This is a genomic window from Streptomyces sp. NBC_01477, assembly GCF_036227245.1.
Lineage (GTDB): Bacteria > Actinomycetota > Actinomycetes > Streptomycetales > Streptomycetaceae > Actinacidiphila.
On record NZ_CP109445.1, the window covers coordinates 5,546,472 to 5,563,340 of the forward strand.

The following is a 16,869-nucleotide window of genomic DNA, read 5'->3' on the forward strand; positions in this document are numbered from 1 at the left end:
CGCGGGACTATTGCAAGTGTGGGTCAGGACGGGTAGGGGCGCCGGGCGGCGCCCCGCACGATGTGTGGAGGAGGTCTGCGTGGCGGGCGAGTCCCCCGGCAGGGAACAGCAGCGTGGGACATCGGGGGACGGGGCCGCAGCGCAGGCCGCAGACCCGAGGCTGGTGGTGTTCCGGGCGCCTCATGAGGCGCGTGAGGCGGCTGTGGTGGACGCCACGCCGGTACGGCACGCGGGTGCGTCCGCCGGCGACGTCCAGTCGGGCGTCCCGGAATCGGCCGATCTGCCGGGCTCGGACGCCCGCCCGCACCCGGCCGCCGCATCCACCGACGGTCCTGTCGCGGATACGCCGGGTGACGTAGCGGTCGCGGACGCGACGGCCGACGCCGATACGCCGTCCGCCCCGCCGTCGCCTCGCGGGCCGGCCCTGGAGCCCCGGAAAACGGAACCAAATCGTGATCCGGAGACTGGTGCTGAAGGTGCGGATGCGGCTGCTGGTGCGGCTGTGGTGAGTGAACTTTCAACCGAGGAAGCGGAAGCCGACGGTGACCCCGGGCCGCAGGACGCGCCCGGGAGTCCGTCCGCGGGTGCGCCCGGACACGAGCCGGGGCGCACTCCGGTGGCGGAAGCGGGCGCCCGGACGGCGGGCGGCCGTAGAGGTGAGCTTTCCGGGACGGCGGCCGGGGGCGGCGCAGAGGCCGCCTCCGGGGCCGTGGCGGCCCTGCAGGACGCTCCCGGCGCCGCAGGCGCGCCGGCCGCCGAGGACGGGCCCCAGGACGCGCCCGCGGGCCAGGCCGGGGCAGGGGCGGTCACGGACGCTCCGGCGGCCGGCCCTGCGGCCGGCCCGGAAGCGGAATCGGCGCCGGGCGGCGGCCCAGGGTCGGCGAACGGGCCGAAAGACGCCCCTCCGAAGGCGCCGGGGGGCGCTTCCGAGGCGTCTTCGAAGAAGGCGTCGGCCAAGGGCGCCCCCGTGGGCACCCCCTCGGACGCACCCGTGGCGTCTCCGGCGGACGCCCCCGAGGACGCCGCCCCGGCGGATGCCCCCCAGGCGCCCTCCGGCGCGGCCTCGCCCCCCGGGGACGAGGACACCGGTGTGCACCGCGCCGAGGTCCGCAAGTCGCTGCTGCGGCCCCTGATCTCCGACCTCCCGGCCGAACGCCCGGTGGGCCGTACCGGGAGCCCCGCGGCCGGCGCGGCGCCCGGCTGGGCCGGCGCGGCGGCCTCCGCGCCGCCCGCCGCTTCCGCGCCCCTGCCGCCCGCCGCCGCCCTCGACCAGGGCGAGATCGTCGGGCCCGAAGGGACGCGGGCCATGCCCGTACCGTCGCTGTCGCCGTCCGGGTCGGGGTCCGGCACCACCGGGGCCACCCCGCTCAAGCTGCTGGCCCAGCTCACCAACACCCCGCCGCCCCGGCAGACCGCGCTGCGCACCGTCGGCCGGCGGTTCAAGATCTGGACCCCGCTGGTCATCCTGCTCGCGGTGGTCTTCGTCATCGTCCAGGCCGTACGCCCGCTGCCCGCCGCCGGCCTCCAGCTGACCGCCGCGCCCTCGTACGCCTTCCCCGGCGCCTCGCTGCCCGGGTCGATGCCGTGGCCCGGTGAGGGCCAGTCCGTCGCCGAGGTCGAGGGCCTCGGTTCGCTCGGTGTGCACGGCGCCCAGAATCCGGTGCCGATCGCCAGCCTGACCAAGGTGATGACCGCCTACGTGGTGCTGCGCGACCACCCGCTCACCGGCAAGCAGAACGGGCCGGTGATCCCCGTCGACCAGCAGGCGGCCGACGAGTCCGCGTCCGCCGACGAGTCGACCGCCCATGTGTCGGCGGGCCAGAAGTTCACCGAACGCCAGCTGCTGCAACTGCTGCTGGTCCCGTCGGGCAACAACATCGCCCGACTGCTGGCCCGTTGGGACGCGGGGACGCAGCAGGCCTTCGTCACCAAGATGACATCGGCCGCCGCGGGGCTCGGCATGACCCACACCACCTACACCGGGGCCAGCGGCTTCGAGGAGACCACCGTCAGCACCGCGGTCGACCAGCTCAAGCTGGCCCGCGAGGTGATGAAGAACGAGGTCTTCCGCTCGGTCGTCGCGCTCCCCAACGTCGATGTGCCCGGTGTCGGCCGGATCTACAACAACAACAACGACCTGGTGAAGCCCGGCGTCGTCGGCATCAAGACGGGGTCGAGCACCCCGGCGGGCGGCGCCCTGATGTGGGCGGCGAAGAAGAAGGTCGGTGGCAAGGACCAGCTGATCCTCGGTGTCGTCCTCCAGCAGCACGGCGGCACCACCGTCAACGACAGCCTGCAGACCGCGCTCACCCGCAGCCAGCAGCTCATCGAGGCCGTCCAGGGCGGACTCACGTCCGTGACGGTCGTCAAGAAGGGCGACGTCGTCGGCGAGGTCCGCGACGGCCTCGGCGGTACGACCCCGGTCGTCGCCGCCGCCGACCTCACCGCGGTCGGCTGGCCGGGCCTGCGCTCCACGATCACCCTCAGCACGCCGGCCACCGGGGTGCCGCACAGTGCCAAGGCGGGTGCCGTGGTGGGCACGCTCACCATCGGTGCCGGGTCGGCCAGGACCACTGTCCCGGCCGTCCTCAAGTCGGATCTGGCGGAGCCGTCCTTCGGGGCGAAGCTCACGCACTTCTGACAGCCGGCCGGATTCCTCCCGGGGCCGCCCCTTCCGGCGGCCCCGGGAACTTGCGGCCGCGGAACTTGCGCCGGGGAACTTGCCGCGCCGGGCGGCCCGTCGCGAACTGGACGCCAGCCCCTTGCGATGGCCTCTTGCCGTGGCCCTTTGCGGCGGCCGTCGCCTCTTGCGCCGTCGTAGCCGGGCGCGGCCGCCGTGAAACGGCCCTGCGACCCTCCGCGCCAGGGAAACCGCCTACGCGGAGAGGCGGCGCTCCAGCGGCGTACGGAAACGCGGCGTCACCCGCACGCCGCCCAGCACCGCACCGAGTCGCTCGGCGGCAACGCCGACCGCGGCCTCCGCCTCCGCCCCGCGGTCAGCGATCCGCTGCCAGACGACGGCCCCGTCACCCCACTGCGCCCAGCCGCCGATGACCTCGCCGCCCCACCACACGGTGGGCCCGATGTTCCCGGTCCTGTCGAAGAGTTCGGCGTGCCCTTCCGGCAGGAACCAGCCCCGCTCCCGCCACCCCATCGCCGCCGGGTCCAGCGCGGGCAGCAACTGCGCCGTCCGCGGCTCCTCCGCCGGGTCCTGCCCGGTGTCGCCCGGGAGGACGTAAGCGGTGGCGCCGTCGTCCAGCACGACCGCCTCGGCCCCGACCGCGCCCAGCGCCTCGCGGGTCTCGCCCCGCGTCCAGCCCGTCCACCACGCGAGGTCGGCCTCGCTGCCGGGTCCGTACGCCCCCAGCCACGCCTTCGCGAGCGCGGCCCGCGCGGGCTCGGCGGGCAGCTCCGGCAGCGGTTCCGCGGTCGCCCAGCGGAATTGGCCGCTGGTCCAGGAACCGGCCGGCCGGCGCCGCTCGATCCGGCCCTCCGCGGCCATCGTGCGGATGATCCGGCTCGCGACGTTCTGCTTCGCCTCGTACGGTTTGCCGCGGGCGACGACGACCTGTTCGCGCAACCGCGGTACGAGCCGGGACAGTTCGGCGCCGCTGCTCTCCGGGTGGGCGGCCAGCGCCGCGGCGACCTCCGCCTCGACATCCATGAGCCACGCGGCGTCCCATCCACCGTCCGCGAGGTGGCCGAGCAGGCCCTTGCGCTCCTTGACGGCGATACGGCGCCCGGCGGCGGCGTACACCTCAGGTGCGAACGGGCGCGTGACCACGAACATGGTCCGCCGCATCGCCAGCATCCGGGTGAGCCCCGGAGGCCGCGCGTACAGCTCCCTCTCCACGGCGGAGACCGCGCCGCCCGGGTCGGGGAGCCGCGCGGCGATGGCGAGATACACCGTCGCCGGGTCCGTCGCGTGCACCGCCACCAGCCGCTCCACGACCTCCCGGACCCCGCCCGCCGGTGCCCCGAGCCGCGCCACCAGCCGCGCCCTGCGCGCCTCCACCGACACCCGCCGCACTTCTGCCATCCCCCTATCGTGGCGCCCTGTGGCTCGTGCCCTGTGCCCTGCGCCTTGCGGGGCCGACCGCTACCGCGCGAGCGGCGCGAACGTCCGCAGCCGCAGACTGTTGGCCACGACGAAGACCGACGAGAAGGCCATCGCGGCCCCCGCGATCATCGGATTGAGCAGCCCGGCGGCGGCCAGCGGCAATGCCGCGATGTTGTACGCGAACGCCCAGAACAGGTTCGACTTGATCGTGGTCAGCGTCCGCCGCGCCAGCCGGATCGCGTCCGCGGCGACCCGCAGGTCTCCCCGTACGAGGGTGAGGTCGCCCGCCTCGATCGCCGCGTCCGTCCCCGTGCCCATGGCGAGCCCGAGATCGGCCTGCGCGAGCGCAGCCGCGTCATTGACCCCGTCGCCGACCATGGCGACGGTGCGGCCCTCGGCCTGGAGCCGCCTGATGACGGCGACCTTGTCCGCGGGAAGGACTTCGGCGTGGACATCTTCCGCGGCGATGCCTATGTCCGCGGCCACCGCCGCGGCGACGGCCGCGTTGTCCCCGGTGAGCAGCACCGGCCGCAGCCCGAGCCCGCGCAGCCGCCGTACGGCCTCCGCGCTCTCCGGCTTGACGGCGTCGGCCACGACGAGGACCGCCCGGGCGCGGCCGTCCCAGCCGACGGCCACCGCCGTGCCGCCGCCGGCCTCCGCGGCGGCCTTGGCGCGGGCCAGCTCGGGCGGCAGCGGCTGCGACCGGTCGCACAGCAGCTGCTCACGTCCGACGAGCACCGTGTGCCCCTCCACGACGCCCTGGACGCCGAGGCCCGGCAGGTTGGTGAAGTCCCCGACGTCGGGCAGTGCGCCGGCCTCCGCGGCCCCGGCGGCGACGGCCCGTGCGATGGGGTGCTCCGAGGCGTGCTCCAGGGCGCCCGCGAGCCGCAGCGCCTCGCCTTCGTCGACGCCGTCGGCCACCAGCACGCCGGTCAGCGTCATCGAACCGGTCGTGACCGTACCGGTCTTGTCGAGCACGATCGTGTCGACGGCCCGGGTCGACTCCAGCACCTCGGGGCCCTTGATGAGGATGCCGAGCTGGGCGCCGCGCCCGGTGCCGACCATGAGCGCGGTGGGCGTCGCGAGTCCGAGCGCGCACGGGCAGGCGATGATGAGGACGGCGACGGCGGCGGTGAAGGCCGCCTCCGCGCCCTCGCCGAGCGCCAGCCAGACCACCAGGGTGCCGAGCGCGAGCAGGATGACGGTGGGCACGAAGACCCCGGAGATGCGGTCGGCGAGCCGCTGGGCCGCGGCCTTGCCGTTCTGCGCGTCCTCCACCAGGCTCGCCATCCGCGCGAGTCGGGTGTCGGCGCCGATCCTGGTGGCTTCGACCACCAGCCGCCCGCCGGCGTTCACGGTGGCGCCGGTGACCCGGTCGCCGGGGCCGACCTCGACCGGCAGCGACTCGCCCGTGAGCATCGACGCGTCGACGGCCGACGTGCCGTCCCGCACCAGGCCGTCGGTGGCGATCTTCTCGCCCGGCCGTACGACGAAGCGGTCGCCGACCGCCAGATCGCCGATCGGGATCCGTACTTCACCGCCGCCGCGCAGCACGGCGACGTCCTTGGCGCCGAGTTCGAGCAGCGCGCGCAAGGCGGCGCCGGCCCGGCGCTTGGCACGCGCCTCGAAGTAGCGGCCGGCCAGGATGAAGGCCGTGACGCCGGCCGCCGCCTCCAGATAGATCTCGCTGCCGCCCTGCGTACGGGACACCGTCAGCCGGAAGGCGTCGGTCATGCCGGTCATCCCGGCGTCGCCGAAGAAGAGCGCCCACAGCGACCAGCCGAAGGCGGCCAGCGTGCCGACCGAGACCAGGGTGTCCATGGTCGCGGCGCCGTGCCGCAGATTCGTCCAGGCGGCGCGGTGGAAGGGCCAGCCGGCGTAGACGACGACCGGCGAGGCGAGGGTCAGCGACAGCCACTGCCAGTTGTCGAACTGCAGGGCCGGCACCATCGCGAGCACGATCACCGGCACGGCCAGCACGACGGCGGTGGTCAAGCGCTGCCGCAGTGAGGTCAGTTCGGTGTCGGCCGGCGCGGCGGCGTCCGGCGCCCGCGTGGCGGCGGGCGGCGGGGGGAGCGCGGCGGTGTAGCCGGTGGCCTCGACCGTCGCGATCAGGTCGCCGACCGCGATTCCGTCGTCGTAGCCGACCTTGGCCTTCTCGGTCGCGTAGTTGACCGTGGCGGTGACGCCGTCCATCCGGTTGAGCTTCTTCTCGATCCTGGCGGCGCAGGACGCGCACGTCATGCCGCCGATCTCCAGCTCGACCCACTGGCCGGCCGGCTGCGCGACGCCGCCGTTGCCGCTGGTGCCGCTGCCGTCCTGGTGGACGTCCATGCCGTTCATCGCTGCTCCCCGCTCCCCCCGCTGGTGTGTGGCTCAGGCCCGCCCGACGAGCTCGTAGCCCGCCTCGTCGACCGCCGCCCGTACCTTCTCGTCGTCCACCGGCTGGTCGGAGCCGATGGTCAGCAGTCCGGTCGAGGCGACCGCCTTGACGGACGTGACGCCGGGGATGGCGGTGACCTCCTGGGTGACCGCGGATTCGCAGTGGCCGCAGGTCATTCCGGACACCGAGTAGACGACATCGCTCATGGTGTGCTCCTCGTCGCGTGGTCGGGGACGGCTCGTTCCGTCTCCACCGCTCACCAGCCTATACCCCCTAGGGGTATTTTGCCGAGGACCCCCCAGGGGTATCGGGTGACCTGTGTCGCACTCGGCCGCCGACCCGGGGTCACTCGTCCCCGGCCAGCCGGTCCAGCAGTGCCGCCGCCAGGCGCAGTACGTCGCGCTCGGTGTCGTTCAGCTCGGCGTCCATCCGCTCCCGCAGCCATGTGTCGCCGTGGCGTACGTCACGGGCCATCGCCGCGAAGCCGCGGTCGGTCAGCTCGATGACATGGCTCCGGCCGTCCGCCGCGTCCCTGGTCCTGCTCACCATCCCGTCCCCGGCCAGCGCGGCCAGCGTCCGGGTCAGCGACTGCGGCTGTACGTGCAGGGCCGCGGCAATGGCGCCGGGCGCGCTCGGTCCCGAGCGGTAGAGGTGCGCGAGCACGCCGAGACGCCCGCTGGGCAGGCCGTCCTGCGGCCGCTCGGTACGCATCCGGCGGCTGAGCCGGTTCACCGCACGGCGCAGCACCGCTGCCGGGTCTTGGGGCGGGGGAGGAAACATGGCGGCCATTTTCATAAGCTCGGCGTACTATCAGCGGCGGTGGGAGATGCTTCTCTGGCATAACGGCGGGCCTTCCGGCGGCACGGTCGTACGCCAGGCGTAATGGACGGTGAGGGGATGGGGCAGTCCGTACGAGACCGGCTGCGCGGTGCGCACCGAGTGCCAGGGTCCGGCGGCGACGGGAGAGGCCAGCCCGTACGAGACCGGCTGCGGCTGCTCGACCCCGGGCGGGTCCTGCTGCGGACTGCCGCCCGGACGATCCTGGCGGCGCTCGCCGCCCTGCTGATATCCGTGGCAATGGTCAGAGCCGCGGACCTGCCCGGCGGAGCCGTCGTGATCGCGACCGTCGTCGCCGTCATGGTCTCGCGCACTCTGCACGCGACCAGCCTCGCGCATCGGCTCTCCGCTCTGCTGTACGTCCCCGCGATCGGCCTGCTGGCCGGCCTCGTGGGGCGGTTCATGCTGCACCACACCTGGCTGGGCGCGGCAATGTACGTCGCCGCGGTCGGCGGGTCACGCTACCTGCTGCGTTTCGGCGGCCGTGTACGGCGCTTCGGCCGGCTCGCCCTCACCCCGCTCATCGCGGTCATGGTCGTACCGGTACCGCCGAGCGCCGCCAAGGCCACCGGGCCGCTGTGGGGTGCCGCGGCCGGGGCGATCGCCGTGGCCTGCGTCCTGCTGTCCCAGGCCGTACTCCCGGCCCGCCCGACCCGCGAGGCCGCCGCGGCGGCCCTCGACCTGATCCCCGCCGCCCGCCGCCTGCGCGCACTCCCCCCGGGCACCCCGCGCCACGCCCGTGCCGCCCTGGCCCTCCACCGCGCCGCCCTGACCGCGGAAGACCGCCTCGACGCCGCCGCCCTTCCCCCGACCGCCCCCCTCGCGGCCCTGTCCGCGGCGGTCCTCCACGCGGAGGTCCTGAGCGATGCGGCGGCGCCCGCGCGGTCGGCGGGTGACGGTGCGCCTGAGCGGGGGGTGCAGCGTCCGGCGGTGGGCGACGGGTCGGCGGGCGAGGGTGCGCCCGGGCGGGGGGTGCAGCGTCCGGCGGTGGGCGACGGGTCGGCGACGGGCGGCTCCGTCGCTGCGGTTGGCCGGTCCACGGGGGAGGGTACGGGCCGGCCGGGCGTGCCGGTGCTGTCAGCGGAGGAGTGTGTGCCCGGGCCAGGTGTGCCGCACGCGGCGGCGCGGACGGGGGCCGTCGTGGGGTCGGCGGGGTCGAGCGAGGCCCCGCCCGGTCCTGGCGCTGCGGCTGACTGGTCCGCGGGGGAGGGTGCGGGTGGGTCGGGCGTCCCGGTGCTGCCTGCAGAGGGCGGTGTGCCCGGGCAGGGTGTGCCGCACTTGGCGGCGGCAGGGGCGCCCGATCGGTCTGCGGGCCAGCCTCCGCCCGGCCCGGACGCCGCCGCGCCCGGCGACCCCCTCACCAAGGCCCTGGCCGAGGTCGAAGCGGCGGCGGCAGTCGTACGGGCCATCCCCGCGCGGGCACACCCGGCGCAGGAGCCGCCCCGCCCTCCGGCCAGGAAGGGCCTGCAACCCCACACCCGACTCAGCGCGCAGCTGACCGTCGCAATGGCCGCGGCTTTCGCCGCCGGGCACCTGGTCTTCCCGCACCACTGGACGTGGACCGTGATCACGGCCTTCGTCGTGTGCAGCGCTGCCCGCGCCCGGGGCGACGTGGTACATCGCAGCGGGTTGCGCGTGGCCGGGGCTTTCACCGGCGCGGTGACGGGCACCCTCGTCGCCCACCTGGTGGCGGACGTACCGCCCGCCGCCGTCGCGGTGATCTTCTGCTACCTCTTCGTCGGGATATGGCTGCGCGAAGTGAGCTACGCCGTGTGGGCGTTCTGCGTGACCAGCCTGCTGGCCGTGCTCTACTCCCTGAACGGCGAGCAGGGCACGGCCCTTCTCCTCCAGCGTCCGGAGGGCATCCTCGCCGGGTCGGCATGCGGCATCCTGGCCGCGTATTTCGTGCTGCCGCTCCGTACGGAGACGGTGATGCGGGGGCGGGCCGCCCGCACCCTCCAGGTCCTGCAGGACCTGCTCACCGCGGCACGCGAACCCGACCCGGAACCGGCCGCGCTGCGGAAACTGGCCCGCGCCCTGGACCGCTCGGCCCGCGACCTCAGTGAGGCGGCCGCGTCGGCGCGGGCCCACCGTGCCCTGTTCGCCCGCCGCACCGCCCCCGGCGCGGCACCGCACGCCGCTGACTGGGCGGAGACGCTGGCTGTATGCGTACGCGAGGCCCGGGCGCTGGCCGCCACCTCCCCGTCCGACCTCGCCGCGACCCGCGCGCACCTCGTCCTGACCGCCCGCAATCTCGGCCAGGTCCGCCGCCGCCTAGGCCGCCGCCCGGACGCCGAACCCCCTCGCCCTCCGGCCACCACGCCCCCGCCCCGCCTCCACCGCCTGAACGCGGCTCTGACCCAGCTCTACCACCAGCTCCCCGCCCCCGCCTGACCCCTGCGCACCCGCCCCGCAGGGGCGCGAGCAACTGTGCGGCCAGCCCACGCACCGCCGTGTGCGGACGGACCGCGCCCCTGGGTGGGCACCCCCTGCCGAAGGGGAACCGCACCACCCCGCGCCCGGGGAGAGGCCGACCCCCGGCCAGAGTGCTCAGGCCCGCCTGAGATGTTGCGCACTCCCGCCCCACCCCCCGACGTGGACGCGACCAGGACCTCTACCCTGGTCACGTCGGCGCGTACCCGAGCGAGGGACGCGACCTGCTCACCAGGAGGGCGGCACCGTGCTGCGCACCATGTTCAAGTCCAAGATCCACCGCGCCACCGTGACCCAGGCGGACCTGCACTACGTCGGCTCCGTAACGGTCGACGCCGACCTGATGGACGCCGCCGACCTGCTGCCGGGTGAACTCGTCCACATCGTCGACATCACCAACGGCGCCCGCCTGGAGACCTACGTCATCGAGGGCGAGCGCGGCTCGGGGGTGATCGGGATCAACGGCGCGGCAGCGCACCTCGTGCACCCCGGCGACCTGGTCATCCTGATCAGCTACGCCCAGGTCGACGACGCGGAGGCCCGCGCCCTGCGCCCGTCCGTGGTCCATGTCGACGCCGCGAACCGGATCACCGCTCTGGGCGACGACACCGCGGAACCGGCCCCCGGCACCGACGCCGTACGCCCCCCGCACGCGGCGGCCCGCGCAACCGTCTGACCCACCGCCAAGGTCCACACGGGCCCCGGCACCGAACGCGAGGTCGGCTACGCCGCCGTCATCACCGCGGCGCCCATGACGGGCCCGGACACCGGGCGTATCCCACCGCGGGCGCCGCGTGCGGCAGAGGTCCAGCGGGCGCGCAACCGCGCCAGCTCCGCGAGCTCTTCGGCCGTCCACGGCCGGTCGCCGTGCTCCTGCACATATGCGCGCAGAGCGGCGTTCGCTTGATCGAGACTTCCCCCGTACATGTGAACCACCCTAGACGGGGGCACTGACAATCCCGAATCCGCCGAGCACCGCGCGTACCCGCCCCGCCACGGTCAGCCAGTGCCCCGCCCACCCCCTCTGACCAGCCGAGGACAGCCCCGCGGGGCGCGGAAACGACGATTGTCGGCGCCTGCTGCCATGCTGAGTGTGAGAGAGGACACAGCGTCCAAATCCGACAGATCGATCGCCACACCGATCACTCGGCCCACGGAGGTATCCAGCATGCTCACCAATGACTACGTGCCTGGCGCACCCAACTGGGTGGACCTGGGCAGCCGCGACGTGACGGCGGCGGCCGCCTTCTACGGTGACCTGTTCGGCTGGCAGTTCCGCCAGGCGGGGTCGGAGATGGGGGGCTACGGGATGTTCCAGGAGGACGGCGCGACCGTCGCCGCCCTCGGCCCGCTCCAGGAGGAGCACGCCCAGCCCGCCTGGACGGTGTACTTCCACACGCCCGACGCGGATGCGACGACCAAGGCCGTCGAGCAGGCCGGCGGCGGCGTCCGCTTCCCGCCGATGGCCGTCGCGGACCAGGGCAGGCTCGCGGGTTACACGGACCCGGACGGTGCCGAGTTCGCCGTCTGGGAGCCGGGGACAGTCGTCGGCCTGGACAAGGTCGGCGCGGGAGGCCTGTGCTGGACGGAGCTGTACACGACGGATTCGGCGCGGGCCAAGCAGTTCTACGGCGCCGTCTTCGACTGGGACTTCGAGGACATGCCGCTGCCTGGCGACGCCGGCTCCTATGTGGTGGCGTCCCGGTCCGGCGGCGGCCAGGAGGGCTCGCACGGCGGCATCATGCAGCTCGGCACGGACGTGCTGCCGGAGGGCACGAGTTACTGGCAGCCGTATTTCTCGGTGTCCGACGTGGACGCGGCGGTGGACAAGGCCGTCGCAGGCGGCGGCGCGGTGCTGATGCCGGGCACCGACCTCGCGGGTGTCGGCAGGCTCGCGCTGCTCAGGGACGCGGAGGGCGCGTTCTTCGCGCTGCTGCGCGCGGCGGATCCCGAGGCCCCGGCGGATGCGGGGTCCTGACCGCCGCTCAGTCCGTGCCGCGGGGCCACGCGGCCAGCCGCCGCCGGCTCTCGAAGCGGACCGCCCGACCGGTCAGCGGGTCGGTGAATTCCAGCGCCCGCGCGAGCAGTTGCAGCGGCCGCGACCAGTCGTCCGCGGCGGTCTCCGGCAGCAGCAGGGGATAGACGGGGTCGTGCAGCAGCGGCAGTCCCAGGCTGTTCATGTGCAGCCGCAGCTGATGGGTGCGCCCGGTCGCGGGCAGCAGCAGATAGCGGCCCAGCCCGCCGCGTTGGGCGAGCAGCTCGACTCGGCTCTCGGCGTTCGGCGGCCCGTCCGCCCGCTCCTCGGCCGCGATCCGCCCGCGTTCCTTGACGATCCGGCTGCGTACGGTCAGCGGCAGCCGCAGCGCCGGGTCGCATCGGGCGACGCCCTCGTACTCCTTGCGGACCCGCCGGTCGCGGAAGAGCGTCTGGTAGGCGCCGCGGTCCTCGGGCCGTACGACGAAGAGCACCAGCCCCGCGGTCAGCCGGTCCAGCCGGTGGGCGGGGGAGAGCAGCGGCAGGCCGAGATCGCGCCGCAGCCGGGTCAGGGCGGTCTGCGTGATGTGCCGGCCGCGCGGCGTGGTGGCGAGGAAGTGCGGCTTGTCGGCGACGACGATGCGCTCGTCGCGGTGTACGACGTCCACCGGGTACGGCACCTCGGCCTCGGGCGCGCAGTCGCGGTGGAACCAGACCCAGCCGCCCGGCTCGTACGGCGTCGCCACGCCGACCGGCCCGTCCGCGGTGACGAACCGCCCCTCGGCGAGCATCGCCTCCACCCGGTCGGCGCCGATCGCGGAACCGAAGCGCTCAAGCAGATGTTCACGAACGGTCGTCCAGCGCCCCGCCCCGTCCCCGGGCAGCCTCAGCCGTACGGCATCCACCCCCGCGCGCTGCGCCAGCGGCGACGGCGGCGGTCTGCGGCCTGCCCTGCGAGCCACGCCTCCCGCACCTCTTCCGCCCGTCCCACCGACCGCGCCGGATCGCAATCCGCGCCGCCCGGCGGGCATACACAGGAAGGTCTACGTGCCCCAGGCAGGATTCGAACCTGCGACACCGGCTTTAGGAGAGCCGTGCTCTATCCCCTGAGCTACTGGGGCCGGGCTTGCGGAGGACCTGGACGAGCACCTGCGAGCAGGCACCGCCCGGCCGTTGGCAAGGGGCCTGGCCTGCCGCTGAACGGTGGCCAAGGACAGGGTAGCGGATGGGGGACGGGTGGCGCGGAGGTGCCGGGGGTCTGCGGGCCGGAACAGATGCCGTGCGCCCGCGTGGCCGGCCCGTTGGCTCTACCGTGGGGCGATGCGCGGGCGGTACGGCCCGTGGGCGTGAAGGGGGGCGCGGTGGAAGCGGAGTTGACGGCGCTGGCGGCGTCGGGGGCGACCACGCTGGTCGGACTGATGGCCTCGGACGCCTGGACCCAGGTACGTGGCCGGCTGGCGCGTTTCTTCGCCCGCGGCGGCGAGGCCGGGCCGGTGGACGCGGAGCTGGAACTGTCCCGGCAGGAGCTGTCCGCGGCCGGGGCGGCGGACGACGTCGAGGCCGAGTGGCGAGCGCGGCTGCGCCGTACGCTCCGGGCGGACCCCGCGGCCGCGGACGAGCTGCGCCTGCTGCTCGCGGAACTGGACCCGGCGGCTTCCCGCGGGACGACGGTCACCGTGCACAACATCATCGGCGGTGGCGTCCAGCACGGGCCGGTGATCCAGGGCCAGAACTTCGGCGCCGTCACCTTCCATGCCCCGGGCTCCGTGCCCCCGCGGGTCATCCCGGCCGCGGCACCGGAGCCGCCGCCCGACGGGGCGGGAACGGGCAGGTGAGACGCGTCCGGGAATAGTCGGGGACACCCCTCTGTTCGAGTGGTTGAACAATCAACCAATTGGACGGTGGGTGAGATGCAGTTCGGGATCTTCACAGTCGGCGACGTCACCACGGACCCGACGAACGGACGGACGCCGAGCGAGCACGAGCGGATCAAGGCGATGGTCACCATCGCGCAGAAGGCCGAGGAGGTCGGGCTCGACGTGTTCGCCACGGGTGAGCACCACAACCCGCCGTTCGTGCCGTCCTCGCCGACCACCATGCTCGGCTACATCGCGGCGCGCACCGATCGTCTGATCCTCTCGACGTCCACCACGCTCATCACCACCAACGACCCGGTCAAGATCGCGGAGGACTTCGCGATGCTCCAGCACCTGGCGGACGGCCGCGTCGACCTGATGATGGGCCGCGGCAATACCGGTCCGGTCTACCCGTGGTTCGGCAAGGACATCCGGCAGGGCATACCGCTCGCCGTCGAGAACTACGCCCTGCTGCACAAACTGTGGCGGGAGGACACGGTCGACTGGGCCGGGAAGTTCCGCACACCGCTGCAGTCCTTCACCTCCACCCCGCGCCCGCTCGACGGAGTTCCGCCCTTCGTCTGGCACGGCTCCATCCGCAGTCCGGAGATCGCCGAACAGGCCGCGTACTACGGCGACGGCTTCTTCGCCAACAACATCTTCTGGCCGAAGGAGCACTTCAAGAAGCTCATCGGGTTGTACCGCGAACGCTATGCGCACTACGGGCACGGCTCGCCCGATCAGGCGATCGTCGGACTGGGTGGTCAGGTGTTCATGCGAAAGAACTCGCAGGACGCGGTGCGCGAATTCCGGCCGTATTTCGACAACGCGCCGGTCTACGGCCACGGCCCGTCCCTGGAGGACTTCACCGAACAGACGCCGCTGACCGTCGGCTCGCCGCAGGAGGTCATCGACAAGACGCTGACCTTCCGCGAGTCCTTCGGCGACTACCAGCGACAGCTCTTCCTGATGGACCACGCGGGGCTGCCGCTCAGCACTGTGCTGGAACAGCTCGACCTGCTCGGCGAGGAGGTCGTCCCCGTTCTGCGCCGCGAATTCGCCAAGGGCCGCCCGGCGCACGTGCCGGAAGGTCCCACCCACCAGACGCTGCTCGCGCGGCGCGACGCCCAGGAGGTCGACGCATGACCAAGCGCCTTGTCGTGATCACCGCGGGCCTCGGCCGGCCCTCCTCGACCCGGCTGCTCGCCGACCGCCTGGCCGCCGCGACGCGGCGGCAGGTCACGGACAGCAATGTCGACAATCCCGGCGCGTTCGACGATGTCGAGGTCAGGGTCATCGAGCTGCGCGACCTCGCCAACGACATCGCCCAGAACATGGTCACCGGCTTCCCCGGCCCGCAGCTGCGCGACGCCGTCGACGCCACCACCTCCGCCGACGGCCTGATCGCGGTCACCCCGGTCTTCACCGGCTCCTACAGCGGCCTGTTCAAGTCCTTCTTCGACATTGTCGACAAAGGCGCTCTGGCGGGCACTCCGGTCCTGATCGCGGCAACCGGCGGCACCGCCCGCCACTCCCTGGTCCTGGAACACGCCATGCGCCCGCTCTTCAGCTACCTCAGGGCGGTCGTCATGCCGACAGCGGTGTACGCGGCGACCGAGGACTGGGGCGCCGCGGGCGACGACACCCTTGCGACGCGCATCGAGCGCGCCGCCGCCGAACTCGCCGCTCAGATCGCGGACCGCCCAGTGTCCCGCCCGGAGCCGGAGGAAACGTTCATTCCGTTCGACCGGCAACTCGCGGCCCTGACCCCGAAAGGGTGAGTTGCGGGGACGCGGTTACGCCGAACTCACCCCCGCGGCACCCGGTTGACGCCGGTCGTCGAGGAATTCGACGACCGCGAGCGCGGCGAGCGCGACAACCGCGATCCAGATGACGACCAGGCCGGTCGGATAGGGCCACAGCAGCAGTGCGAGCGCCGCGCCCGCGACGACCACCCACCGCAGTGCGCGGCGGTAGCGGTGCACCCACGGCCCGACCGGCCCGGTCGTCGTGATCCCGATGGCCTGCCGCACCGCGGCGATCGCCGTCTCCCACGCGGTCGTGACGCGCACTGCCCAGCGCCCGGTACCGCTCAGCCACGCCCCGGCCGCGACCACGGCCCCCAACGCGATCATCATCCGCACGGTCACCCACAGAAAACGTACGATCTGGTCATAGATCGCACCGGCGGCCGCGTCATTCGTGTCTGCGGGCAGATGATCCAGATAGATGACGCGGAAGACCGCGAGCCCGATCCCGAGCACCGCCATGCCCGCGGCAATGCCCAGTGCCGCCGCGGCCAGGGCGCGGCGTCGGCGCGCGGCGAGCAGTACACCGCCGACCGCCAGGAGCACCGTGACGACCGGCAGCCAGTTTCCGGCGATCTGCAGCGCCCGGAAGCCGGTCCGCACCTTCTGCACATCCCGCGACTTCACAAGGGTGAAGTCGGTTCGCACCTCCGGGATGAGCGACGCGGCGCTCAGGCCGCTGTCCAGCAGCCGCTGCTTCACCTGCGCGACGACCGGCGCAAGGTCGAGCACGACAGCGTCGCCCCGCACCCGCACCGCCGAGTCGCTGTCGCCCGTCAGCGCGCCGGTGAACGCCGCATGCGCCTGACGGTTCAGCTGCTCCCAGAGCGACGCGAAGGCATCGCTCGCCACGAAGCTCGCCACCGCCTGCCGTACGACATCCCTGATACCGCCGGTGATCGGCCCGCGCAGACTGCCGAGGGCGTCCTCCAGCAGCGGCCGGTCGCGGGGAGCCACGTCGGACAGCAGCGAGTCGAGGTCGATCTTCGCCATGGCGGCGTCGGTCACGCGATCGGTCACCGCGTCCCTGACGTCGGGGTCCCGGGCGAGCGGAGCCACCGTCGCGACATACCGGCCGGTGTCGGCCATCTCGTCGGTCACCCACACGGCGACGGCGCTGAGCGGGGCGAGCACCGCGGCCAGTGTGATCAGCAGCGCGGACAGGGCGGCCCGCCACCGTCGTTGCGCCGGGAAACGTTTGCGCAGTGCAAGCAACTCGGAGCGTTCTTCGGCGCTGATGGGCCCGTCGACCGAGTCGGGAACGCCTCCGGCCGGCCCGTCAGCGCTTGTCGCCATATGCGTACTCCCTCACCGCCGGGCCGGGGGCCGCGGCCACTGCCTCCCCGCCAGCCAACGGCTCCGCGGCCGCACCCGCGCGCGCAACTGCTGCGTACGGGTGTCGGCGACACTCACCCTCCCGGGTGGCCGCGGACTACACCGGCTGACCGCGGTCCGCTCATCGGGTCACGCCGAACGGGTGAGGTGCGTTAGCCGGTTCGACGCTGCGGTAGTGATCGT

14 protein-coding genes and 1 tRNA gene are annotated in these 16,869 nt (G+C 73.7%); 7 read left to right on the forward strand and 8 right to left on the reverse strand.

Features of this window, described 5'->3' with window-relative positions:
- The first annotated feature begins 991 nt into the window (after positions 1-991).
- Positions 992-2,641 (forward strand): D-alanyl-D-alanine carboxypeptidase, encoded by a 1,650-nt coding sequence (locus OHA86_RS23580; protein ID WP_329178264.1) that lies wholly within the window; start codon positions 992-994, stop codon positions 2,639-2,641.
- Between the two features lie 234 nt (positions 2,642-2,875).
- On the opposite strand, the gene OHA86_RS23585 is transcribed toward OHA86_RS23580, so the two are convergent.
- The 4 genes from OHA86_RS23585 to OHA86_RS23600 all read right to left on the reverse strand — a co-directional run bounded on the left by OHA86_RS23585 (position 2,876) and on the right by OHA86_RS23600 (position 7,223).
- Positions 2,876-4,039: a winged helix DNA-binding domain-containing protein gene (locus tag OHA86_RS23585; RefSeq protein WP_329178266.1), complete on the reverse strand. Its 1,164-nt coding sequence runs from the start codon at positions 4,037-4,039 to the stop codon at positions 2,876-2,878.
- A 60-nt stretch (positions 4,040-4,099) separates the two neighbouring features.
- A complete protein-coding gene (locus tag OHA86_RS23590; RefSeq protein ID WP_443072008.1) occupies positions 4,100-6,394 on the reverse strand; it encodes a heavy metal translocating P-type ATPase in 2,295 nt (764 codons plus the stop codon).
- A 42-nt stretch (positions 6,395-6,436) separates the two neighbouring features.
- Positions 6,437-6,649, reverse strand: a complete 213-nt coding sequence (locus OHA86_RS23595; protein WP_329178269.1) for a heavy-metal-associated domain-containing protein — start codon at positions 6,647-6,649, stop codon at positions 6,437-6,439.
- A 139-nt stretch (positions 6,650-6,788) separates the two neighbouring features.
- A complete protein-coding gene (locus OHA86_RS23600) occupies positions 6,789-7,223 on the reverse strand; it encodes a MarR family winged helix-turn-helix transcriptional regulator (RefSeq protein WP_329178271.1) in 435 nt (144 codons plus the stop codon).
- A gap of 102 nt (positions 7,224-7,325) precedes the next feature.
- On the opposite strand from OHA86_RS23600, the gene OHA86_RS23605 reads away from it, so the two are divergent.
- Complete coding sequence (locus OHA86_RS23605) at positions 7,326-9,674, forward strand: FUSC family protein (RefSeq protein WP_329178273.1); 2,349 nt, start codon at positions 7,326-7,328, stop codon at positions 9,672-9,674.
- Between the two features lie 286 nt (positions 9,675-9,960).
- Positions 9,961-10,389, forward strand: coding sequence for an aspartate 1-decarboxylase (gene panD, locus OHA86_RS23610; RefSeq protein WP_329178275.1), 429 nt, complete (start codon positions 9,961-9,963; stop codon positions 10,387-10,389).
- A gap of 47 nt (positions 10,390-10,436) precedes the next feature.
- Here panD and OHA86_RS23615 read toward each other — a convergent pair whose 3' ends face one another.
- Entirely contained in the window at positions 10,437-10,640 is a 204-nt protein-coding gene (locus OHA86_RS23615; protein WP_329178277.1) for a hypothetical protein, read from the reverse strand.
- A gap of 241 nt (positions 10,641-10,881) precedes the next feature.
- On the opposite strand from OHA86_RS23615, the gene OHA86_RS23620 reads away from it, so the two are divergent.
- Positions 10,882-11,691: a VOC family protein gene (locus tag OHA86_RS23620; protein ID WP_329178279.1), complete on the forward strand. Its 810-nt coding sequence runs from the start codon at positions 10,882-10,884 to the stop codon at positions 11,689-11,691.
- A gap of 7 nt (positions 11,692-11,698) precedes the next feature.
- Here the strand turns inward: OHA86_RS23620 and OHA86_RS23625 are convergent, their stop codons facing one another.
- Positions 11,699-12,649: a pseudouridine synthase gene (locus OHA86_RS23625; RefSeq protein WP_329178280.1), complete on the reverse strand. Its 951-nt coding sequence runs from the start codon at positions 12,647-12,649 to the stop codon at positions 11,699-11,701.
- An 86-nt stretch (positions 12,650-12,735) separates the two neighbouring features.
- Positions 12,736-12,808: transfer RNA gene (locus OHA86_RS23630), tRNA-Arg, on the reverse strand.
- A 240-nt stretch (positions 12,809-13,048) separates the two neighbouring features.
- Between OHA86_RS23630 and OHA86_RS23635 the strand changes: the two genes are divergently transcribed.
- From OHA86_RS23635 to OHA86_RS23645, 3 genes are all read left to right on the forward strand, one after another.
- Positions 13,049-13,522: a hypothetical protein gene (locus OHA86_RS23635; RefSeq protein ID WP_329178281.1), complete on the forward strand. Its 474-nt coding sequence runs from the start codon at positions 13,049-13,051 to the stop codon at positions 13,520-13,522.
- Positions 13,523-13,597: 75 nt separating this feature from the next.
- Positions 13,598-14,689: an LLM class flavin-dependent oxidoreductase gene (locus OHA86_RS23640; protein ID WP_329178283.1), complete on the forward strand. Its 1,092-nt coding sequence runs from the start codon at positions 13,598-13,600 to the stop codon at positions 14,687-14,689.
- Positions 14,686-15,324 (forward strand): FMN reductase, encoded by a 639-nt coding sequence (locus OHA86_RS23645; protein ID WP_329178285.1) that lies wholly within the window; start codon positions 14,686-14,688, stop codon positions 15,322-15,324. The genes OHA86_RS23640 and OHA86_RS23645 overlap by 4 nt, the downstream gene beginning before the upstream one ends.
- Positions 15,325-15,339: 15 nt before the next feature.
- Here OHA86_RS23645 and OHA86_RS23650 read toward each other — a convergent pair whose 3' ends face one another.
- A complete protein-coding gene (locus OHA86_RS23650) occupies positions 15,340-16,647 on the reverse strand; it encodes a hypothetical protein (protein WP_329178286.1) in 1,308 nt (435 codons plus the stop codon).
- Between the last annotated feature and the right edge of the window lie 222 nt (positions 16,648-16,869).